This window comes from Xylanimonas oleitrophica (assembly GCF_003244315.1).
GTDB classification, from domain to species: Bacteria; Actinomycetota; Actinomycetes; order Actinomycetales; family Cellulomonadaceae; genus Xylanimonas_A; species Xylanimonas_A oleitrophica.
Window position 1 is genome coordinate 30340 of the sequence record NZ_QKWH01000013.1, and the last position, 20773, is coordinate 51112.

17 protein-coding genes are annotated in these 20773 nt (G+C 73.4%); 9 read left to right on the forward strand and 8 right to left on the reverse strand.

Features of this window, described 5'->3' with window-relative positions; genetic code table 11:
* Positions 1-5: 5 nt before the first annotated feature.
* Positions 6-470: a hypothetical protein gene (locus tag DNL40_RS13495; RefSeq protein WP_111251786.1), complete on the reverse strand. Its 465-nt coding sequence runs from the start codon at positions 468-470 to the stop codon at positions 6-8.
* A 201-nt stretch (positions 471-671) separates the two neighbouring features.
* Between DNL40_RS13495 and glgB the strand changes: the two genes are divergently transcribed.
* Complete coding sequence (glgB, locus tag DNL40_RS13500) at positions 672-2885, forward strand: 1,4-alpha-glucan branching protein GlgB (protein WP_111251787.1); 2214 nt, start codon at positions 672-674, stop codon at positions 2883-2885.
* Positions 2886-2951: 66 nt separating this feature from the next.
* Here glgB and DNL40_RS13505 read toward each other — a convergent pair whose 3' ends face one another.
* The 3 genes from DNL40_RS13505 to DNL40_RS16500 are packed head-to-tail and all read right to left on the reverse strand — an operon-like array spanning position 2952 to position 6559.
* Positions 2952-3908, reverse strand: a complete 957-nt coding sequence (locus tag DNL40_RS13505; RefSeq protein ID WP_111251788.1) for a tetratricopeptide repeat protein — start codon at positions 3906-3908, stop codon at positions 2952-2954.
* A 57-nt stretch (positions 3909-3965) separates the two neighbouring features.
* On the reverse strand, positions 3966-4997 hold the full coding sequence (locus DNL40_RS13510; RefSeq protein WP_111251789.1) for a DUF8094 domain-containing protein: 1032 nt from the start codon (positions 4995-4997) through the stop codon (positions 3966-3968).
* Positions 4994-6559, reverse strand: a complete 1566-nt coding sequence (locus DNL40_RS16500; protein ID WP_179951084.1) for a hypothetical protein — start codon at positions 6557-6559, stop codon at positions 4994-4996. Before DNL40_RS16500 ends, DNL40_RS13510 begins: the two co-directional genes overlap by 4 nt.
* A gap of 285 nt (positions 6560-6844) precedes the next feature.
* On the opposite strand from DNL40_RS16500, the gene DNL40_RS13520 reads away from it, so the two are divergent.
* On the forward strand, positions 6845-8338 hold the full coding sequence (locus DNL40_RS13520; RefSeq protein ID WP_245885932.1) for a coiled-coil domain-containing protein: 1494 nt from the start codon (positions 6845-6847) through the stop codon (positions 8336-8338).
* A 161-nt stretch (positions 8339-8499) separates the two neighbouring features.
* Here DNL40_RS13520 and DNL40_RS13525 read toward each other — a convergent pair whose 3' ends face one another.
* The 3 genes from DNL40_RS13525 to DNL40_RS13535 all read right to left on the reverse strand — a co-directional run bounded on the left by DNL40_RS13525 (position 8500) and on the right by DNL40_RS13535 (position 10497).
* Positions 8500-9297, reverse strand: coding sequence for an alpha/beta fold hydrolase (locus DNL40_RS13525; RefSeq protein WP_111251790.1), 798 nt, complete (start codon positions 9295-9297; stop codon positions 8500-8502).
* Positions 9298-9411: 114 nt separating this feature from the next.
* Complete coding sequence (locus DNL40_RS13530) at positions 9412-10164, reverse strand: alpha/beta hydrolase (protein WP_111251791.1); 753 nt, start codon at positions 10162-10164, stop codon at positions 9412-9414.
* Positions 10165-10197: 33 nt separating this feature from the next.
* Positions 10198-10497: a hypothetical protein gene (locus DNL40_RS13535; RefSeq protein ID WP_111251845.1), complete on the reverse strand. Its 300-nt coding sequence runs from the start codon at positions 10495-10497 to the stop codon at positions 10198-10200.
* 115 nt (positions 10498-10612) lie between these two features.
* Here DNL40_RS13535 and DNL40_RS13540 point away from each other — a divergent pair, with 115 nt between their 5' ends.
* Entirely contained in the window at positions 10613-11569 is a 957-nt protein-coding gene (locus tag DNL40_RS13540; RefSeq protein ID WP_111251792.1) for an FKBP-type peptidyl-prolyl cis-trans isomerase, read from the forward strand.
* A 126-nt stretch (positions 11570-11695) separates the two neighbouring features.
* A complete protein-coding gene (locus tag DNL40_RS13545) occupies positions 11696-12265 on the forward strand; it encodes a phosphoribosyltransferase (RefSeq protein ID WP_111251793.1) in 570 nt (189 codons plus the stop codon).
* A 48-nt stretch (positions 12266-12313) separates the two neighbouring features.
* On the opposite strand, the gene DNL40_RS13550 is transcribed toward DNL40_RS13545, so the two are convergent.
* A complete protein-coding gene (locus DNL40_RS13550; RefSeq protein WP_111251794.1) occupies positions 12314-13375 on the reverse strand; it encodes a LacI family DNA-binding transcriptional regulator in 1062 nt (353 codons plus the stop codon).
* A gap of 174 nt (positions 13376-13549) precedes the next feature.
* Here DNL40_RS13550 and DNL40_RS13555 point away from each other — a divergent pair, with 174 nt between their 5' ends.
* From DNL40_RS13555 to DNL40_RS13575, 5 genes are all read left to right on the forward strand, one after another.
* Positions 13550-15190 (forward strand): GH39 family glycosyl hydrolase, encoded by a 1641-nt coding sequence (locus tag DNL40_RS13555; RefSeq protein ID WP_111251795.1) that lies wholly within the window; start codon positions 13550-13552, stop codon positions 15188-15190.
* Positions 15191-15224: 34 nt separating this feature from the next.
* Entirely contained in the window at positions 15225-16523 is a 1299-nt protein-coding gene (locus DNL40_RS13560) for an ABC transporter substrate-binding protein (RefSeq protein WP_111251796.1), read from the forward strand.
* Positions 16524-16607: 84 nt separating this feature from the next.
* Positions 16608-17741, forward strand: coding sequence for a carbohydrate ABC transporter permease (locus DNL40_RS13565; RefSeq protein ID WP_111251797.1), 1134 nt, complete (start codon positions 16608-16610; stop codon positions 17739-17741).
* Positions 17738-18673 carry a carbohydrate ABC transporter permease gene (locus DNL40_RS13570; RefSeq protein WP_111251798.1) on the forward strand — a complete coding sequence of 312 codons (936 nt, stop codon included), beginning with the start codon at positions 17738-17740 and terminating at the stop codon, positions 18671-18673. Before DNL40_RS13565 ends, DNL40_RS13570 begins: the two co-directional genes overlap by 4 nt.
* A 76-nt stretch (positions 18674-18749) precedes the next feature.
* Positions 18750-20729, forward strand: a complete 1980-nt coding sequence (locus tag DNL40_RS13575; RefSeq protein WP_111251799.1) for a right-handed parallel beta-helix repeat-containing protein — start codon at positions 18750-18752, stop codon at positions 20727-20729.
* Positions 20730-20773: the final 44 nt, after the last annotated feature.

The window sequence follows — 20773 nt, forward strand, 5'->3', positions numbered from 1 at the left end:
GGTGGCTACTCCGGCAGCGTCAGCGCCAGCACGAAGAAGGCCGCGAGCAGCACCCAGACCGTCACTCCGACGCACGCCGCGACCAGCGGTGCCCGACGCCGGTACCACGGCTGCACGTCCACGACCGGGGCGGCCATCGCGGCGGTCACCCCCGGCGTCGACCTCGGCACGTCGAGCGCACGAGCCTTCCGCATCCGTGCACGGTTGCCCAGGAGGAAGGCCCACGCCATGAAGCCACCGACGCCCCACCACGCCCACGTCATGGTCCGTGCATCGGCGTCCGCGTGCACCGCCTCGGCGCAGTCCCGGCACGCCCAGCCCTTCCACGTCGACAGCCGGAAGAAGATCAGCAGGCTCGCCAGACCCTGCTGCGTCAGGAGGGTCGCGGGTGCCGAGCCGCAGAGCCCGCACTCTCCCTCGCCGGGCTCGCGCCCTGCCTCGGCGTCCTGGACATCGTTCTCGACGGTCATCGTCATCCTCGTCGTCATGGGGTGGGTGCACGGCAGAAGGGGGCCAGGCGCCGCGCGCGCGAACTCTATCGGTATCCCCGGGGGCCTGGACAAGACCCTGACCTGCACTTTTGTGCCTTGCCCGTGGTGCCTCCACGGTGCGCCAGGGTGGCGCCGCACGTCTGGCACGCGAGGCCCCTGCACCCGTGGAAGGGTGAGGCCATGACCACCGCGCCCGTCCCGCCCGCCGTCGACCCCGAGGCCTTCACCGCGGTCGCGCAGGGCCACACGCACGACCCGCACGCCGTCCTCGGGCCCCATCTGCTGGCGGCCCAGCCCGGAGACGCGGCGTGGGCCGTCGTGCGCGTGCTGCGTCCGCTGGCCGACGAGGTCGTGGTGACCACCGCCGAGGCCGAGCACCCTGCCGAGCACCGGGCTGCCGGGGTGTGGGAGGCGGTCGTGCCCGCCCTGCTGGACGACGACGGCACGGTCCACGCCCCCGACTACCGGGTGCGCAGCCGCTACGGCGACGACGTCCAGGTGACCGACGACCCGTACCGGTTCCTGCCCACCGTGGGCGAGATGGACCTGCACCTCATCGGCGAGGGCAGGCACGAGGAGCTGTGGCGCGTCCTCGGGGCGAACGCCCACCGCTACCCGAGCGTGCTCGGCGAGGTCGACGGCACGTCGTTCGCCGTCTGGGCGCCCAACGCGCGCGGTGTGCGCGTGGTGGGCGACCACAACCGGTGGACGCCCATCCACCCCATGCGCTCGCTCGGGTCCTCCGGGGTGTGGGAGCTGTTCGTGCCCGGTGCGGGGGCGGGCACCCGGTACAAGTACGAGATCCTCGGGCCCGACGGCGTCTGGCGGGCCAAGGCGGACCCGCTGGCGCAGGGCACCGAGGTGCCGCCCGCCACGGCCAGCGTCGTCGTGCGCTCGGAGCACGAGTGGGGCGACGGCGACTGGATGGCCGCCCGTGCGGCGAGCGACCCCCACAACCAGCCCGTGAGCGTCTACGAGGTGCACCTCGGGTCCTGGCGGCCGGGCCTCGGCTATCGCGAGCTGGCCGACCAGCTCGCGGCGTACGTGGTCGAGCAGGGCTTCACGCACGTCGAGCTGTTGCCGGTGGCCGAGCACCCCTTCGGCGGGTCCTGGGGGTACCAGGTCACGTCCTACTACGCGCCGACCTCACGCTTCGGCCACCCCGACGACTTCCGTCACCTGGTCGACCGTCTCCACCAGGCGGGCGTCGGCGTCATCATCGACTGGGTCCCCGCCCACTTCCCGCGCGACGAGTTCGCCCTCGCCCGGTTCGACGGCACCCCCCTGTACGAGCACGCCGACCCACGCCGGGGCGAGCAGCCCGACTGGGGCACCTACGTGTTCGACTTCGGCCGGCACGAGGTGCGCAACTTCCTCGTCGCCAACGCGACCTTCTGGTTCGAGGAGTTCCACGCCGACGCCCTGCGCGTGGACGCCGTCGCCTCGATGCTCTATCTCGACTACTCCCGCAAGGACGGTGAGTGGGAGCCCAACGTCCACGGCGGCCGGGAGAACCTCGAGGCGATCGCGTTCCTCCAGGAGGCCAACGCCACCGCCTACCGCCGCTCGCCCGGCGTCATGATGATCGCCGAGGAGTCCACCGCGTTCCCCGGCGTCACCCGGCCCACCTCGGCGGGCGGCCTCGGGTTCGGCCTCAAGTGGAACATGGGCTGGATGAACGACTCCCTGCGCTACATGGCGCAGAACCCCATGTACCGCAAGCACCACCACGGGGAGCTCACGTTCTCCCTCGTCTACGCGTTCTCCGAGCAGTACGTGCTGCCCGTCAGCCACGACGAGGTGGTGCACGGCAAGGGCTCCCTGCTGCGCAAGATGCCCGGCGACCGCTGGCAGCAGCTCGCGGGCGTGCGGGCCTTCCTCGCGTACATGTGGACCCACCCCGGCAAGCAGCTGCTGTTCATGGGCCAGGAGTTCGCCCAGGACGCCGAGTGGAACGAGGGCGCCGGGCTCGACTGGTGGCTGCTCGACAACCCCTCGCACGCCGGGGTGCAGCACCTGGTGCGCGACCTCAACGCGCTCTACCGCCGGACGCCCGCCCTGTGGGAGCTGGACTTCACGCCCGACGGCTTCGAGTGGATCGACGCCGACGACGCCGACCACAACGTGCTCGCCTACCTCCGCAAGGACCGCGAGGGCCGTCCCGTCGTCGTGGTCGTGAACTTCGCCGGCGTGCCCCACGAGGGCTACCGGCTCGCGCTGCCGGCCGGCGGCACCTGGCGCGAGGCGCTCAACACCGACGCCGAGGCGTACGGCGGCTCCGGCGTCGGCAACCTGGGCCAGGTCGCTGCCGAGCCCGTGCCCTGGAAGGGCCGGGACCACTCCGCGACGGTGCGGGTGCCGCCGCTGGGCGTCCTCGTCCTCGTGCCGGAGTGAGGCGCCCGGGGCCGGGGGCGCGGCCGTGCGCCGGCCGCGCCCCCACGCCCGTGGGCGCCCAGCGGCTCAGTAGAGGTAGAGGGCGAGCTTCTGGCGGGCCTTGACCACCCGCGGGTCGGTGGCGCCGACCATCTCGAAGTACTCCACCAGCCGGACGCGCAGGCGTTCCTTGGCGTCGGCGTCCGCGGCCGGCAGCAGCTCCAGGAGACGGTCGAAGGCGTCCTGCACCTTGCCGCCGAGCATGTCCGTGTCGGCCACAGCCAGCTGGGCGTCGAGGTCGGACGGCGCGTCCGCCGCCGCCGTGCGCACAGCCTGCAGGTCGACGTCACGCGTGCGCAGCAGCAGCCGCACCTGCGCCAGCCCGGCCGACGCCATCGCGTCCTTGGGGTCCTGGCGCAGCGCCTTCTCGTACGCGGCGACGGCGGCCTCGTAGTCGCCCGTCTCGATGGCGTCGTACGCCTCCTGGTGCAGCGGGGGCAGCTCGGGCTCGGGCTCCGCCTCGGGAGCGCCAGCCTCGGTGGCTCCGGCCGACCCGGCTCCCTGCACCGGTGCCCGCCCGGTGACGCCGTTCTGCTCCGCGGCGGCCAGCACCTGGTCCAGCACCGCCCGCACCTGCTCCTCCGACGCCGCACCGGCGAACAGCGGCAGCGGCTGGCCCTGCAGCACCGCCACCACCGTGGGCACGCCCTCGACCCGGAAGGCCGCGGCGATCTGCGGGTGCGCCTGTGCGTCGACGCGACCCAGCAGGAACCGCCCCGCGTACTCGTCCGCGAGCCGCCCCAGCAGCGTGCCCAGCTCGGAGTTGGCCTGGTCGGTGGGGATCCACAGGAGCACGACGACCGGGTACGTCGCCGAGTCCTGCACCACCTGCGGGAAGTTCTCGTCCGTCAGGTCCAGCACGTACCCGCCGGCGGCAGGCGCCCCGCCCGGCTCTCCCGGGGGCGGGGACTGCGGACGCTGGAGCGCGGACAGGTCCACCGCGCCGCGCGCGGCGAAGCTCGGCTGAGGATTCGGGTTGCTCATGCCCCCCATCCTAGGAAGCCCCGGAGCGCTCAGGCTCATCGCGGAGGCCGTGCGGGCTCACTGCGAGACGGACGTCTGCACGTGCGTCCAACCGAGCAGCTTCACCGTCTGGTCCGAGCCCTGCGGCGGCACGTACAGCGCCACCATGTCCGAGTAGCCGTTGACGAGCTTGTTGGTGGGAGCGGCGCCCTCGAGCAGCGCCTCACCGGAGCGTCCCTCGGGCGGGGCGACCTTGACGCCGGCGGGCGCCTCCATCGTCTCGACCATGTCGAGCGACACCATGACCATGCCGCCGCCGTCTGCCGTGCGCACCGCCTTGACGGGGGTGTCCGGGGTGAGCGCCACGCTGTAGGAGTACGACCCGTTCGCGCCGTCCTTCTGCAGCTCCTGGGTCTGCGCCTGCACGTTCTCCTTGAGGAACTTGCGGAACAGGTCCTCGTCGGAGGACTCGAACGTCGGCGCGAACGGCGACTCGTCGCCGGACGTGGCCAGCTCCGCGTACTGCCCCGCCACGTCCTGCGGCGAGACGAGCAGGGACGCGTCGTCGGGCGCGAGCTCCTCGCTGCCGAGCTCCGGCGCCGCGAACGACGGCAGGGTCACGCCCGGCCGCAGCTGCACCCAGCCCCAGAGCTTGTAGGGCTCGCGTGCGGAGGCCTGCTCGAGCGCCAGCAGCCGGGGCGCCTGCAGGTCCTCGCCCGCCTCCGTGACGGCGAAGGCGGTGCGCGGCCACGTGTCGCTCGCCGGGACGATCAGCGCCTGGTACTCGGTCTGCAGGTTGGTGACCAGGTCGGCGTTGCCGCGCAGCTGGGCGACCCTGAGCTGGCTCGTGCGGACCGCGAGCGCCGGGCCGGTCAGGCGCTGGTCGAGCACCCCCGCGTCTCCGCTCTCGGACGCCTGGGCGAGCGTCGTGTTCATCGCCTCCAGGACGCGGTTCTCCTGGTCCGCCGACAGCGCCGGTCCGGTGGCGGCGGCGTCGGGGTTGGGCGTAGGGACGTCTTCAGCGCAGCCGGCCAGAGCCAGCGCCGCCAAGACCCCCAGAGCGGCCGTGCGCGCGGCGGGGCGGGTGCGGCGGAACGGGTGGGCGGTCATCGCGCACCTCCTTCAGGATCGTGGTCGTTCTCGTTCTCGGTGACGGGCCACCGGCTGCCCGCGGACGGCGTCGACGGCGTGCTCTGCGAGCCCGCGCCGGCGTCGAAACCCCACGTCTCGCGCCACGCCGCCGCACGGCCGGCCCGGGTGGTGGGAGCGGGCGGGGCCTGGTCCGCGGCCGGGTCGCCGGACGGCCGCTGGCCCACCACCGGGATGGACCCGGTGAGGGCACGCAACCGGCCCGTGAGGCCCGTGGCCTGCTGCGGCTCGGAGGCACGGCGGGCCTCCTCCAGGGCGCGCAGCTCGCGCCGGGTCCGGACCGCGGGGACACCGCCCGGGGCCGTGGTGGTCTGCGGCGGCGCCGGTGGCGCCGACGGCTCAGCCGCCGGGGCCTCCCGGCGCAGCGCGGCACGACGGCGCGACGGCACCGGCGCTGCTCCGGCGTCCGGGCCGGCGGTCTCCGCGGAAGGCGTGGACGGCGTGGGCGCGAACCGGGCACCGCGGCGGCGAGCGCCCGGCGTCGGGACGGGCTCCGCGTGCCCGGCAGCGTGCTCGGGCGCAGGGTCCGACAGGCCGGTGCCTGCGCCGTCGCCGGCGCTCGTCTCGGCGGCCACCGGCACGGACGCGGACCGCGAGGCCCACGGCAGGGCCCCTGGACCGCCCGCCTCCGCGGACGGGCGGGTCTCGCCGGCGGGCGAGGCCCCCGAGTCGCCTGCCGAGGCGCCGCCGGTGCCGTTCGCGGTGTCGCCCGTGGGAGCGGCCGCGCCTCGGCCCTCACCGCGGCCGCGCCGTCCGTTGCGCGGGCCGTCGGAGTCACCGTGACCCGCGGCGCCCCCGCGGGTCCGGCGCCGGCGGTCGAGGAACAGCAGCACGAGTCCCGCCAGCACCAGCACGACGCCGGTCACGACGCCCGGCCACAGCCAGGGCGTGGAGGCGGCGCGCGGCCAGGTGAGCTCCACGGTGGGCGCCTGCGCGCCCTCGCCGACTCCCGCGGCCAGGAGGGACCAGCGACCGGGACGGTCGTCCCAGCGCAGCGTCGCCGAGCCCTCGCCGCTGACCTCCGCGACCCACATGTCGTTACCCGCCGGGTCGACGCCGACGACAGGTGCGGCCTCCGCCGGGGTCTCCCCCTCGGCCGGCTGCTCCTCCGCCGGAGCCTCCCCCTCGGCGGGCGCCTCGCCCTCGGCCGGCTGCTCGTCCGCGGGCGCCTCGCCCTCGGCGTCCTGGACGCCGCCCTGCGCGCGCGTGGCCAGGGTCTGCCAGTCGGCCAGCCCCGTCACGCGCGTCGCCGCGTCCTCGCCGACCCATCCGGCGACGTCGACGTCGCGCCCGACGGCGAGCGTCACGCGGCCGCCGTCAGGCACCCGCGCGGACACGGTCACGTCGGCCGCGACGAGCTCGAGCACGCCCGGGTCGGTGAGCACGAGCGTGCCGTCACCGGTGGGGGTGGCGGTCGCCACCACGGTGTCGGGCTCTCGCCAGACGGTGGCCGAGGCGACCCCGAGGCCGGCGGACACCAGACCCAGCACGATCAGGACGGCCCCGAGCAATCTACGCAGCACCGACTGTTTCCCTTCCGGTTGGCGCGCACGAACGACATCCCAGGATAGGGACGACACGCGGGTCCAGGCCCGCCGACGGCGCGGTCCGACCGCCCTCTCGCACCCTGCGGACCGGATCTGCACCATCCCTTCACCACGGCCGTCTCGCGGCGCGCTACCCGCCGAACCGGTCGCCACGGGCTCGCGAACCACCGCGGAAGGCCGTGTCCACCGGTGTCGGCACCGGGTGACGGCCACTATCCTGGCGCGAGCCGAACTCCCCTGCCGACCCCCGGAGGTCCCGCCGTGTCCGACGAGCGCACGCTCTTCCCGATCACCATGCGCGGGTACGACCGTGCCCAGGTGGAGAACCAGCTGGCCCGCCTGGAGCAGGCTCTCGACGAGGCGCGCCGCCACGTGGAGGCGTCCGACTCCCGGGCCATGCAGCTGCAGTCCGAGCTGGCCGAGGCGCAGCGCCTCCTGCGCGAGCAGGACCGCCCCACGTACTCGGGCCTGGGCTCGCGGATCGAGCAGCTGCTGCGCTCCGCAGAGGAGCAGTCCACCGACGTGCTCCAGCAGGCCAACCAGCAGTCGGCCGACGTCATGGCCCGCGCCAAGCTCTCCGCCGGTCAGGTCCGTGCGCGCGCCGAGGCCGAGGTGTCGGAGATGCTCGCGAGCGCCCGCCGCGAGGCCGAGGAGATCCGCACGACGACGGCGGCCGAGGCCGAGGGCACCCTCCTGGCGGCCCAGCGCCGGGCCGAGGAGCTGATCGGTTCCGCCGAGCGCGAGGCGGCCCTGATCACCAGCACCCTGCAGACCGAGGAGTCGGAGCGCCGCGCCAGCCTGGAGCGCGAGCTCGGCGTGCTGCGCTCGACGACGGAGCGCGAGGTCACCGAGCTGCGCCTGGCCACGGAGCGCGACACCGCCCAGCTGCGCGCCCAGGCGGCGGCCGAGGCCGCCACGCTGCGCCAGGAGGCCGAGCAGGAGGCCAACGACCTGCTGGAGTCGACGCGCCGCGAGGCCGCGCGGATCATCGCCGAGGCCAAGCACCAGGCGACCGAGGCGGCCCACACCGCTGCGACCGAGCTCGAGGAGCTGCGCGAGGCCGCGCGCCGCACGCTGGCCGACGCCGAGCTCGAGGTCGCGCAGCGCCGCGAGGAGGTCGAGCGCGAGGCCGCCGAGCGGCACGCCGCGGCCAAGGCCGAGACGGACCGGCTCGTGCGCACGGCCGAGGAGCACGCCGCCGAGGCCGAGAAGCGCGTGGCCGTGGCCCTGCAGCAGGCCGAGAAGGTGCGGGCGGAGTCCGACCAGTACGTCAAGGAGCTCGTGGCCGAGAGCCGCCGCTCCGCGGACCGCATCGTGGCCGAGGCCCGCGCCTTCGCCGAGCAGACCGTCAGCGACGCCCGCATCGAGGCGGAGCAGCAGCGCACCGCCGCCCAGCGTCAGTTCGAGGACCTCTCGCGCAAGCAGGAGTCCATCAACACCTACCTGGACGAGCTGCGCGGCCTGCTCGGTGCCGAGAAGTCGGCGGACGAGGTCGAGGCCACGGCGTCACAGCCCGTCGGAGCCGTCCAGGCCCCGGCGTCGGGCGAGACCGCGGCCGCCGAGCAGCCCTCGGCCCGCAAGCCGAAGCGCTCGTCGGGCACCAGCAGCACGCCGGCTCAGGCCGCGCGCGCCGCGGCGCCGCGCCGCACGCCGGCCGAGGAGGCCGACGAGACCGCTGAGACGCCGGCCGACCAGGTGGCAGGCGAGACGGTGGCAGGCGAGACGGGCGAGGCCGAGGAGCCGGCCAAGGCCTGACCGGCGACCGTCTGACTGCCGGCGCGCGCAGCCGGGGGTCATCCCCGACCGCGCGCCCAGGTCCGTCCCGCAGGGCGGTGCTGCCACGGCAGCACCGCCTGCGGCGTCTCGGAGGCCCCTTGACCGGGCGCCGGCCCGGTCCGCGCCTGGTGTCAGTGCACCTAGCCGCCGTGGACGACGTGCCGGTGCAGCAGGGCCAGGGAGCCCGCCACCGTCGCCGGGTCCTCCAGCGCGCTGAGGTGACCGGCACCGGGCACCACCGTCAGGGCACCGTCGGCCGCGGCGTGCGCCATGTGCTCCGCCTCGGCGAGCGGCGTCACCGTGTCCTCCGCACCGACGACGACGGCCACGGGCCCGTCGAACCGCTCCAGCACCGCGGTGCGGTCCGGCCGGTCCGCCATCGCCCGCTGTGCCCACGCGAGGGCAGCCGGGGACTGGCCTCGGACCCAGCCCTCCAGGACGGGCAGCAGGCCACGACGCTGCGCGAGGCTCGTCTCGCCGAGCAGCACCGCCGGCATGCCGAGCACCGGGTCGACGGTCTGGCTGGACTCGAGGTCGTGCGCCACGCGCAACCGGTTCGCCCGCGCCTCGGGCGTGTCCGCCGTCGACTTGGAGTCCACGAGACCCAGCCCCGCGACGAAGCCCGGGTGCCGCTCGGCGAGGGCCAGCGCCACGTAGCCGCCCATCGACATGCCGACGACGACGGCGGACGCGATGCCCTGCGCGCGCAGCGAGCGGTGCACCGCCTCCGCCGCCAGGCCGAGGTCCGGGGCGAGCCCGCCGAGGTCGCTGTGCCCCTGGCCCGGCAGGTCCACCGCGACGGCACGCAGCCGCGCCGGCAGCCGCTCGGCGAGCGGTCCCCACACCCGGTGGTCGACCGGGAACGCGTGCAGCAGCACCAGCGGCACACCGTCGCCGTCGTGCAGCTCGTGCAGGGCCAGGGTCGGCTGGGGGGTCATCGTCGTCCTCCGTGTCGGCTGGTCGTCCGGGGCTGGGCCCGTGGGGGTCTCCTCGTGCGGTGTCGTCCTTGGTGGTGTCGTCTTTGGTGGTGTCGCGCTGACCGCGGCAGGGCCTCAGCCCGCCGTGGGCGACGGCGCCGTGCCCACCTCGCCGTCCCACGTCGTCGGCAGCGGCGCGTGCCCGGGCAGCACGTGGCCGACGATCTCGTCGAGCACGCGCCGCACGGCCGGCTCCCCCACCCACAGGTGCTTGGCGCCGTCGACGCCGATCACCTCGGCCTGCGGCACGCGCGCGAACCGCCGGCGGGCCTCGTCGGGCTGCAGGTAGTCGTCGAGCTCCGGCACCAGCACCACGAGGGGCTTGCCGAGCTGCGCCCACCGGTCGAGGTCCTCGTCCGTGGCGCGGTGCAGCGGCGGGGAGAGCAGGATCGCGCCCTCGATCGACGGGTCCCCGCCGTGCTTGAGGATCAGCTCCGTGCCGAACGACCAGCCCACCAGCCAGGGCCGGGGCAGGCCGTGGAACTCGGCGAACTCGATGGCCGCGGCCACGTCGTAGCGCTCGGCCTCACCGCCGTCGAACTGCCCCTCCGAGGTGCCGCGGGGCGAGGAGGTGCCACGGGTGTTGAACCGGAGCACGGCCAGGTCGGCCAGGGCCGGCAGGCGCCAGGCTGCCTTGCGGTAGACGTGCGAGTCCATGAAGCCGCCGTGCGTGGGCAGCGGGTGGAACGTCACGAGCGTCGCGGCCGGGTCCTTCTCCGCCGGCAGGGCGAGCTCTCCGACGAGCGTCAGCCCGTCGGCGGTGTGCAGCTCGATCTCCTCGCGGCGGGCCGGGAGCACGGTGAGGGAACGGATCTGGTGCGTGGTCATCGCCTCCCACCCTAGAGCGCGGGGCCGCACCGTTCACCGCAGGCGCGAGCGACGCTCCCAGCAGCTGCTGTGCCAGTGCCGGCGCGCCTCCAGGCCCGCCGCCTCGCCACCCACGACGTCGCGGGGCCAGGCCACCACGTGCGGGGTGCCGGGCGGGATGTCCTGGCGGCACGCCGGGCACCGGTACGTCTTCTCCCCGCCGTGGACGCGCCGCACCGTCCACTCGCCGTCGTCGGCCGAGACGCGGCTCACCCCGCCGAGGGCGCGCTCGACGTCGACCGGCACGTGCTCGGTCCCGTAGGGGCGGCGAGAGGAACGGCGGCTCGACGGCATGGCACCCATTCTCGCCCCTGGCGCCGGGTGGCCCCAGCGCCCTCACAGACCCTCCGCAACCGGCGTGCTCCACCGCCGATAGAGTGGCACGCGACTCCGACCCGAAGGACTCTTCGTGAACATCCGCATCACCAGCGGTGCCGCCGCGCTCGTGCTCGGTGCCGCCCTGGCCCTGTCCGGCTGCTCCTCCGACGGCGACTCCGAGACCGCGCCCTCCCCCAGCGCCCCCGCCGAGACGGGCATCCCCGAGCCGAGCACCGAGGACGTCGCCGCGCTCGACGCCGTGACCGTCACGGGCGACCCCGGGGCCGAGCCCACCCTCGAGTTCAGCACGCCGTTCACGGTGTCGGCGCCCACCAGCCGCGTCATCGACGAGGGCACCGGCCCCGAGATCGCCGCCGGCAACCAGGTGACCATCAACTTCGTGCAGTTCATGGGTGACGGCACCAAGGCCGGCTCCACCTGGGAGCAGGGCCAGCCCGAGTCGTTCTACCTCGGCGACCCGAGCTACGAGGTGCTCAACGAGCCGCTCACCGGCGCCCAGGTGGGCCAGCGGCTCCTGATCGCCAACCCGGTGCAGGGCGCCGAGGGCGAGACGGCGACCGTGGTGAGCCTCCTGGAGGTCACCGGGACGGCGCCCGCCCGTGCCGAGGGCGAGGCCGTCGAGCCCGCCGAGGGCCTGCCGACGGTGACGCTCGGCGACGACGGGGCGCCCTCGATCGAGATCCCGGAGGGTTACGAGGCGCCGGCGGAGATGGTCGTCCAGCCGCTGATCAAGGGCACCGGCCCGGAGGTCACGGCCGAGTCCACCGTCACGGTGCACTACACCGGCGTCATGCTCGACGGCACCCAGTTCGACTCCTCCTGGGAGCGCGGCACGCCCGCCACGTTCCCCCTCACCGGTGATCTCATCTCCGGCTGGACCGAGGGCCTCCCCGGGCAGACGGTCGGCAGCCAGGTGCTGCTGGTCCTCCCTGCCGACAAGGCGTACGGCGAGGAGGGCAGCCAGGACGGGTCCATCCCGCCGAACACGCCGCTGGTCTTCGTCATCGACATCCTCGACGCCCAGTAGCCGCAGCACGCGCCACGACGGCCGCCTCCCCACGCCGGGGAGGCGGCCGTCGTCGTCTGCACACGCTGGTGCCACCGGACCTCAGGCTCTGGGCAGAGCCCCGCACCGGCGCGTACCGTCGGCGCCATGAGCGCAGCAGACGCCCCCGAGGCACCGGCCGCAGCGGGCGGGGCGCCCGCCGGCACGACGGCCACCACCCCGCCCACCGACGTCGAGCGGGAGGTGCTGACCTGGACCGAGTTCCCCGTCGCTGCCCGGGCCCTGGCCACCGCCGTGGTGGCCAGCGGGTTCCGGCCCGACGTCGTGGTCGCCGTCGCGCGCGGCGGGCTCGTCCCCGGCGGCGCCGTCGCCTACGCGCTGGGCACCAAGGGCGTGGGCACCATGAACGTCGAGTTCTACACCGACATCGGCCAGACCCTCGACGACCCGCGCGTGCTGCCGCCGTTCATGGACACCGCCGGGCTGCACGGTGCCCGGGTGCTCGTGGTCGACGACGTCGCCGACTCCGGCCGCACCCTCGAGCTCGTCGTCCAGCTCCTGGAGGGGCACGGCGCGACGGTGCGCTCTGCGGTGCTCTACACCAAGCCGCGGTCCGTCTTCACCCCCGACTACTCGTGGCGCGAGACGGACCGCTGGATCACGTTCCCCTGGTCCGCGGAACCACCCGTCGACGGCGCCGGGGACCACGTGGCCTGAGCCAGGTTCGCCCGACCCCGCCGCCGGCCTGGGGCGGCGCCGGCGGGGTCACTGCCTGGCGCGCGCCGCCCCCTGCGGGGCGCGGGCCGTGCTGCCACGAACCGTGAGCGACGTCGCGAGCTCGACGTGGCGGGACGCGGGCAGCGCGCCCTCGGACATCGCGACGACCGTCTGGACCGCCATCCGGCCCATGCCGTCGAGGGGCTGGTGGACGGTGGTCAGCGGCGGCGTCGTCCACGCCGCCTGCGGGGTGTCGTCGAAGCCGGTGACGCTCAGGTCTTCCGGGACGCGGATGCCGAGCTCGTGGGCGGTCGCGAGCACGCCGACCGCGAGCTCGTCGTCGGCGGCCATGACGGCCGTCGGCGGGTGGGGCAGCGTCAGCAGGTCGCGCGCGTGCCTGGCACCGGTGGCGACGTCGAACCGGTCGGCCCGCACGAGCGCCGGGTCGAGGGGCAGGCCGGCGGCGTCCAGCGCCGCGCTGAACCCGTAGAAGCGGTCCCGCGCCGCGTCGGAGCCCTCCGGCCCGCCGATCCAGCCGATGCGGCGGTGGCCGAGCGCGACGAGGTGGTCCGTGGCGGTGCGGGCGCCCGCCCAGTTGGACGAGCCCACGCTGACCATCCGCGGGTGGCTGGTGTCCACGGGGTCGACCATGACGAACGGGAGGTCCGCGTCGGCGGCCGCGTCGATGAGCGCGAGAGGCGCCGTGAGCGTCAGCCCGACGATGCCTGCCACGCCGCGGTCACGCTGCTCGGCCACCCACTCGCGCGCCGCTGCCCTCTGGGTCCGGACCGCACGGTCGGGCGCGAGCCTGGTGAGGAGGTCGAGCCGTTCCTCCGTGGCGGCGGCCAGCACGCCCTGGAGGACGTTGAGGATGTACGGCGAGGCAGGGATGTCGAACACGACGGTGAGAGCGCGGCGCTCCGGGGCGCCGCTGCGGGAGGTCGTGGGCCGGTAGTCGAGCGCGGTCACGGCCGCGAGCACGCGCTCGCGCGTCTCGGCGGCGACGTCGTCGCGCCCGTTGAGCGCCTTGGAGACCGTCGCCTTCGACACCCCCGCAGCCGCCGCGACGTCCGCCAGGGTCGCCCGGCGCGCACTCGCCTGATCAGTCACGCGACCTCCTCCGAAATCTTTTCGTGCGGCGCCCGAGCCGCTGCGGCCAAAATCCACCCCGCGCCCACCCTTGCGCCCGTTGTGAGCGCCTCTTACTCTAAACCCGCACCACGCAGTTGCGAAACTGTTTCGACGACGATGCCGTTTCGTGACCACCGGACCAAAGGAGCTCTCATGCGAGACGACGCGTCGACGTCGACCCTACTGATCGACGGGCGGACGCCGGCCGATGTCGCGCTGCGACACGTCTGGAACGAGTGCGTCGGCGCCGGCCGCGCCAACGAAGCCCTGCGCGCGGACTGGCAGGCACACTTCCGCGAGGCGGTCGAGGTGCTCGGTGCGCGCTACGTGCGCTTCCACGGGCTCTTCCACGACGACATGTTCGTGTACCGCACCGACAACGGCGGCGGCTTCGGCCCGGCTGCGCCGCTGCCCGAGCCCGTCTACACCTACGCGTACGTCGACAAGGTGTTCGACGCGATCCTCGAGACCGGAGCCCGCCCGTTCGTCGAGCTCGGGTTCATGCCCCGCCAGCTCGCCACCGAGACCGAGACCCTGTTCTGGTGGAAGGCGCACTGCAGCCCCCCGAAGGACATGGGCGCCTGGGTCGAGCTCGTCACCACGACCGTCGAGCACTGGATCGCCCGGTACGGCATCGACGAGGTCCTGCGGTGGCCCTTCGAGGTCTGGAACGAGCCCAACCTCGTCCCCAACTTCTGGACCGGGACGCGCACCCAGTACTTCGAGCTGTACGAGGCCACGGCCAGGGCGATCAAGGGGATCGACCCGCGCCTGAAGGTGGGCGGCCCCTCGACCAGCGTCTTCGTCCCCGACGCGCGCTACGCCGGCGAGTACCACGACCCGTCGCTCGAGGTCGAGACCGCGGTGGCCGCCGACCCGGACGCCCTGGACTGGCAGCCGGTGTGGATCCACGAGTTCATCGCGTACTGCGCCGAGCGGGACCTGCCCGTCGACTTCCTCTCCACGCACCTGTACCCCACCGACTACGCCGCCGACTCCCTCGGCAAGGTCAGCGCGATCACGCGGCACCGGGACGCCACCTACGACGACCTGCGGGCGATGCGCGCCATCATCGCCGACAGCCCCTACCCCGAGGCCGAGCTGCACATCACCGAGTGGTCGACCTCGCCCTCCAGCCGGGACGCGACCCACGACACGCTCTTCGCGGCGTCGTACATCGTGCGCGCGTTCCTCAAGGCCGCGCCGCTGGCCGACTCGGTCTCCTACTGGACGTTCACCGACGTGTTCGAGGAGGGCGGCGGCGGCATCGGCCCGTTCCACGGCGGCTTCGGCTTCGTCAACGAGCAGGGCCTGCACAAGCCCACCTTCCACGCCATGGCCATGCTCAACCGCCTCGGTGACCGGCTGCTCGCTGAGCTGCCCCACGGGGCCGTCACCCGGTCCTCGACCACCGGCGACGTGTCCGCGATCTTCTACAACTACCCGGCCGACATGGGGGCCACGGGGCTGACCGCGCACCGCACCTACGCCGACGCCCGCCCTCTGGCCGAGGTCGGTCCCGCACGACGCGTCCGTCACACCCTCGCAGGTCTCGTCCCGGGCTCGACGCTCGACCTCGAGATCCTCGACTGGGAGCACGGAAACGTCGCCGAGGCGTGGCACCGGATGGGCGCACCGCTCAACCCGTCCCGCGAGCAGACCGCCGAGCTGCGCGAGGCGGCCGACCGCCTGCGCCGCACCGTCCTGACCGTCGACGCCGACGGCGTCCTCGAGATCGACGTCGAGCTGCCCCCGTGGGCCGTCGCGTCGGTCGCACCCCGCACCACCCGCTGAGTACCGGCACGACCCACCCGAAAGGACCTCAACGATGAGGATCGACCGCAAGGCCCGCACCATCGCCGCGCTCGCCGCCACCACCGCCCTCGTGGCCACCGCCTGCAGCGGCGGCCAGGGCGGCTCCGGCGGGGGCGACGGCGGGAAGCCCGACGTCCTGACCGTCGCCGCCTGGATGGACTTCCCCCAGGAGCTCCTCGACCGGTTCGAGGAGGAGCACGGGATCAAGGTGGAGATCAACTCCTTCCCCGACGGCGCCTCCGCGCAGACCGTGCTGCGCAACGGGCTCGCCTCCAACGGCGCCGGCCTGTCCGACGTGCACCTGATCGAGCTCGACTGGTGGACCGAGATGATGGCCGTGCCGGAGGACTGGGCCACGCTGCCCGCGGTCGAGGACCGCTGGGTCGACTGGAAGGTCACCCAGGGCTCGGTCGACGGCGAGATCAAGGGGTATGGCACCGACATCGGCCCGCTCGCCCTCGCCTACGACTCGACCCTGATGGAGGAGGCCGGCCTGCCCTCCGACCCCGAGGGCTTCGCCGAGCTCGTCGGCGGGCAGGACGCCACCTGGGAGACCTTCCTGGAGGCCGGGCGCCAGTTCACCGCCAGGTCCGACGCCGCGTGGATCGACTCCAACGCCACCGCCATGCAGGCGGCGATCAACCAGCTCCCGGCCGCGTTCGAGGACCCGCAGTCCGGTGACACGCTGCCCCTGGCGGACAACGCCGCCGTCCACGAGCTGTTCGACACCTTCGCGCAGGCGGCGCAGGAGGGCGTCTCCGCGGGCGTCGGCATCGGCCACGCCGACTGGGGCGCGGGCTTCCAGGCGCGCCGCTGGGCCACCGTAATCACCCCGGCGTGGGCGACCGGCATCATCGCGGAGAACGCCGCCGGGCTCGAGGGCTGGCGGATCGCCGACGTCTTCCCCAACGGCGGGGGCAACTGGGGCGGGTCGTTCTTCTCCGTGCCGGCGACCGGCCCGAACGTCGAGTGGGCGACGACGCTCGCCGACTTCCTCACCACGCCCGAGGCCGCCGTGGAGATGTTCCTCCTCAACGGCCAGTTCCCCTCGCAGACCACCGCGATGGAGGACCCTGCCGTCTCCGAGACGCCCCACGAGTTCTTCGGCGGCCAGCAGGTCGGCGAGATCTACGGCGGCCTGGCGGCAGCCGCCGGTGACGCGGCCGCGGGTGGTTTCCGCGGCGTCAACTTCGCCGGCATCCAGACCCTCGTGATGGACGGCCTGCGCCGCGTCGAGAGCGGCAACCAGGACGCCTCGACGGCGTGGGACTCCACGGTCGCGGAGTTCGACGCCCTGGGCCTGACCGACTGAGCCCCCGCGCCGTGGCCTGGCGCGAGAGCGCCAGGCCACGGCGGCGCGCAGCAGTTCGACGACGAGCACGAAAGAGGAAGATCCATGGCTTCCCCCACTGCGGCCCCGCGGCGCATCGGGTTCACACGCAGGCTGTCCCGGTGGGACGTCAAGGTCTCGCCCTACCTGTACATCTCACCGTTCTTCATCAGCTTCGCGATCTTCGGCGTCTTCCCGATCGCCTTCAACGTCGTCGTCGCGCTCCACGACTGGCACCGCCGGCTCGGGCAGGGCGACTTCGTCGGCCTCGACAACTTCCGGTGGGTGCTGCGGCAGCCGGCGTTCTGGACGTCGCTGGAGAACACGTTCTCGATCTTCCTGCTCTCGATCGTGCCGCAGCTCGTCCTGTCGCTGCTCATCGCCGCGATCCTCGACCAGAACCTGCGCACCAAGACGTTCTGGCGCATGAGCGTGCTGGTGCCGTTCGTCGTCATGCCCGTGGCGACGGCGATGATCTTCTCCCAGATCTTCGGGCAGTTCGGCCTCGTGACCCCGCTCATCCACGAGCTCGGCTGGTTCTCCGACGTCGACTCCCCGTTCTTCCAGAACCGGTTCCTGTCCCACGTCGCGATCGCCACGATGATCAACTTCCGCTGGATCGGCTACAACGCCCTGATCTTCCTCGCGGCGATGCAGGCCGTGCCGCGCGAGCTCTACGAGGCCGCCACCATCGACGGCGGCGGCCGCCTGCGCCAGTTCTTCTCCGTGACGATCCCGAGCATCCGCCCGACGATGATCTTCGTCATCCTCACCATGACCATCGGCGGCCTGCAGGTGTTCGACGAGGCACGGATGTTCGACGGCGCCGGCACCGGCGGCACGGGGCAGGGCGGGTCCAGCAACCAGTGGCTGACCACCGTGCTGTACCTGTTCAACCTCGGCTTCGGCGACTGGCAGGACCGCATGGGCCAGGCGTCCGCGGTGGCCTGGCTCTTCGCGCTCGTGATCGTCGCGTTCACGCTCCTGAACTTCGTCCTGACCCGATCGATCTCCTCCAGCCGGTCGAAGGCCAAGAAGGTGCCCGCGTCGGTCACCCGGCGCCTCGTCGCCGAGGCGCGCGCCGCCGGCGAGGCCTCGGCCCGTGCCGCACGCGAGGCCGGCGTGCCCACGCTGCTCGGCGTCACGAGCACGACCGGCGACGACGCCACCCAGACCGTCAAGGAAGGCTCGAAGCGATGAGCACCGCCTACATCGAGAACGTCTCCGGCGCCGGGGCGAAGAAGTACGCGAAGAAGCGTGCGGCGAAGGGCAAGCCGATCACGCTGAACAGCCAGTCGCACAACCCGGCCAACCGCCGTCCGGGCTGGGTGACGTACGGCCTGCTGTCCGTGGTGCTGCTCGCCTCGGTCTTCCCGCTGTACTACACCGCGATCCTCGGGTCCGCGACGCGGGTCGAGATCGCGCAGTCCGCGCTGCCCCGGCTCGTGCCCGGCCCCAACCTGCTGCGCAACCTCGCCGACATCGTCGCCAACCACCAGATCGACTTCTGGGCGTCGTTCGCCAACTCCGTGATCGTCGCCGTCGTGGTCTCGGCGGCCACCGTGTTCTTCTCCACGCTCGCCGGCTTCTCGTTCGCGAAGCTCGACTTCCGCGGCAAGAACGGCCTGTACGTGTTCGTCATCGCCACGATGGCGATCCCGATGCAGCTCGGCACGGTGCCGATGTTCATCATGATGAACGAGTTCGGGTGGCTCGACACGCTCACCGCGCTCATCGTGCCCAGCCTCGTCGGGGCGTTCGGCGTGTTCTGGATGACCCAGTACCTCAGCGAGGCGCTCCCCTACGAGCTCGTCGAGGCAGCCCGCGTCGACGGCGCGACGGTGTTCCGCACCTTCTGGTCGATCGCCCTGCCCGCGGCCCGGCCGGCGGCCGCCACCCTCGCGCTGTTCACCTTCGTCGGGTCGTGGAACAACTTCTTCTGGCCGTCGGTCGTCATGCGCACCCAGATGACGCTCCCGCTCGTGATCCCCCAGCTCAGCGGCGCTTTCACCGCCGACCACGCCGTGGTCATGTCCGGGGTGTTCCTCATCGCCCTGCCCCTGCTGATCGTCTTCGTGTTCCTCGGCAAGCAGCTCGTCTCCGGCGTGATGGCCGGCGCGGTCAAGGGCTGAGCCCCACCGCCCGCACGGGCACGAGACACTGTCCCCACCCACGGCCACGTGGACGATCCCGACGAAAGGCGCTGTCGTGTCCATCCTGCACGTCACCACCACCGGCTCCGACCGGGCGGACGGCTCGGCCGACGCCCCGTTCCGGACCATCAACCGTGCCGCGCGAGCCGCCATGCCGGGCGACACCGTGCGCGTCCACGAGGGCACCTACCGCGAATGGGTGCGACCGGTGCGGGGCGGGGTCAGCGACACCCTGCGCATCACGTTCGAGGCGGCCCCGGGCGAGCACGTGGCGATCAAGGGCTCCGAGGTGGTCAAGGACTGGGTCCCCGAGGGTGAGGGCGTGTGGCGCGCGGAGGTGCCGAACACACTGTTCGGGGACTTCAACCCGTTCGACTCCCCCGTCGTGGGCGACTGGCTGCACCCGGGTCCGGGCGGGATCCTGGCCCACCGGGGCGACGTCTACCTGAACGGCCGCTCCTTCTACGAGGTGCACTCCCGCGAGGAGGTGCGTGCCCCCGAGCGCCGCACGCGCACGCGCTACCCGTGGACGGCGCTGGAGACCGATCTCTTGGACCCCGACCAGACCGTCCACGTGTGGTTCGCCGAGGTGTCCGACGACGTCACCACGATCTGGGCGAACTTCCAGGAGGCCGACCCGAACGCCGAGCTGGTCGAGATCAACGTCCGCCCGGCCGTGTTCTACCCCGAGCGCAGCCACCTGGACTACATCACCGTGCGCGGCTTCGAGCTGGCCCAGGCCGCGACCCCCTGGACCCCGCCCACCGCGGACCAGCCCGGGCTCGTCGGCCCCAACTGGGCCAAGGGCTGGATCATCGAGGACAACCTCGTCCGCGACGCCAAGTGCTCCGGCATCTCCCTGGGCAAGAACGCCGCCAGCGGCGACAACTTCGGCTACGAGCGCGGCGACAAGCCCGGCTACCAGTACCAGATCGAGTCCGTCTTCACGGCGCTCGGCCAGGGCTGGGACCGCGAGCACGTCGGCTCGCACGTGGTACGACGCAACGAGATCCGCGACTGCGGCCAGAACGGCATCGTCGGCCACCTGGGGTGCGTGTTCTCCACGATCGAGGACAACCACATCCACCACATCGGCACCAAGCACGAGTTCTACGGGTACGAGATCGGCGGCATCAAGCTGCACGCCCCCGTCGACGTCACCATCGCGCACAACCGCATCCACGACACGACGCTGGGCATCTGGCTCGACTGGCAGGTCCAGGGCACCCGCATCACCCGCAACGTGCTCTACCGCAACATCCGCGACCTGTTCGTCGAGGTGGCGCACGGCCCCACCACGCTGGACCACAACGTCCTCGCCTCCCCCATCGCGATCGAGCTGTTCAGCCAGGGCAACGCGTTCGTCAACAACCTGGTGCTGGGAGCCGTGCGCATGCAGGCCGTGCTGGACCGCGCGACGCCCTACCACCTGCCCCACTCCACCCAGCCGGCGGGGTACGCGTTCGTCTACGCCGGCGACGACCGGTACGTCGGCAACCTGTTCGTCGGCGCGCACCACGGCGTCTACGGCCCCGATGCACCGCTGGTCCTCGCGGAGTTCCCGCCCGAGTCGTTCGGCACGCACGCGTACGAGGGCGCCCCGGGCACGTGGCAGGAGTACCTGGACCGGATCCACTCGGCCGACGGCACCGGCGACCACTCCCGGTTCCACCTCGAGCGCCAGCCCGCCTACGTGCGGACGAACGCCTACGCCGACGGCGCACGGCCGGTCTCGCACGAGGAGTCGCCCCGCGTCGTGGCGAGCGAGGCCGCCGTCCGCGTCGTCGACGACGGCGGCGAGGTCTGGCTGGAGGCCGACCTGCCGGGCGAGCTCGTCGCACCGATCAGCGGCGTCGTCACCGGGGCCGACCTGGGCCGCGTGCGCATCGCCGGCGCCGGCTACGAGAACCCCGACGGCAGCCCCCTGGTGGCCGACGTCGACGTCGTCGGCACCCGCAAGGCCGCCGGCACCCTGTACCCGCCCGGGCCGCTCGCGGGCCTGACCGGCGGGAGCACACGCGTGCGCCTCTGGTGAGCCACAGGGGCTGACGCCGCGCGGGACGCACGGAGGCCCGGAAC

What these genes read in the sequence shown, in the direction of transcription:
- DNL40_RS13525 (WP_111251790.1), bottom strand. Translation starts at nt 9,297, where the DNA reads ATGACCCCCCAGCCGACCCTGGCCCTGCACGAGCTGCACGACGGCGAC.
- DNL40_RS13565 (WP_111251797.1), top strand. Translation starts at nt 16,608, where the DNA reads ATGGCTTCCCCCACTGCGGCCCCGCGGCGCATCGGGTTCACACGCAGG.
- DNL40_RS13555 (WP_111251795.1), top strand. Translation starts at nt 13,550, where the DNA reads ATGCGAGACGACGCGTCGACGTCGACCCTACTGATCGACGGGCGGACG.
- glgB (WP_111251787.1), top strand. Translation starts at nt 672, where the DNA reads ATGACCACCGCGCCCGTCCCGCCCGCCGTCGACCCCGAGGCCTTCACC.
- DNL40_RS13505 (WP_111251788.1), bottom strand. Translation starts at nt 3,908, where the DNA reads ATGAGCAACCCGAATCCTCAGCCGAGCTTCGCCGCGCGCGGCGCGGTG.
- DNL40_RS13530 (WP_111251791.1), bottom strand. Translation starts at nt 10,164, where the DNA reads ATGACCACGCACCAGATCCGTTCCCTCACCGTGCTCCCGGCCCGCCGC.
- DNL40_RS13495 (WP_111251786.1), bottom strand. Translation starts at nt 470, where the DNA reads ATGACCGTCGAGAACGATGTCCAGGACGCCGAGGCAGGGCGCGAGCCC.
- DNL40_RS13535 (WP_111251845.1), bottom strand. Translation starts at nt 10,497, where the DNA reads ATGCCGTCGAGCCGCCGTTCCTCTCGCCGCCCCTACGGGACCGAGCAC.
- DNL40_RS13510 (WP_111251789.1), bottom strand. Translation starts at nt 4,997, where the DNA reads ATGACCGCCCACCCGTTCCGCCGCACCCGCCCCGCCGCGCGCACGGCC.
- DNL40_RS13570 (WP_111251798.1), top strand. Translation starts at nt 17,738, where the DNA reads ATGAGCACCGCCTACATCGAGAACGTCTCCGGCGCCGGGGCGAAGAAG.
- DNL40_RS13545 (WP_111251793.1), top strand. Translation starts at nt 11,696, where the DNA reads ATGAGCGCAGCAGACGCCCCCGAGGCACCGGCCGCAGCGGGCGGGGCG.
- DNL40_RS13560 (WP_111251796.1), top strand. Translation starts at nt 15,225, where the DNA reads ATGAGGATCGACCGCAAGGCCCGCACCATCGCCGCGCTCGCCGCCACC.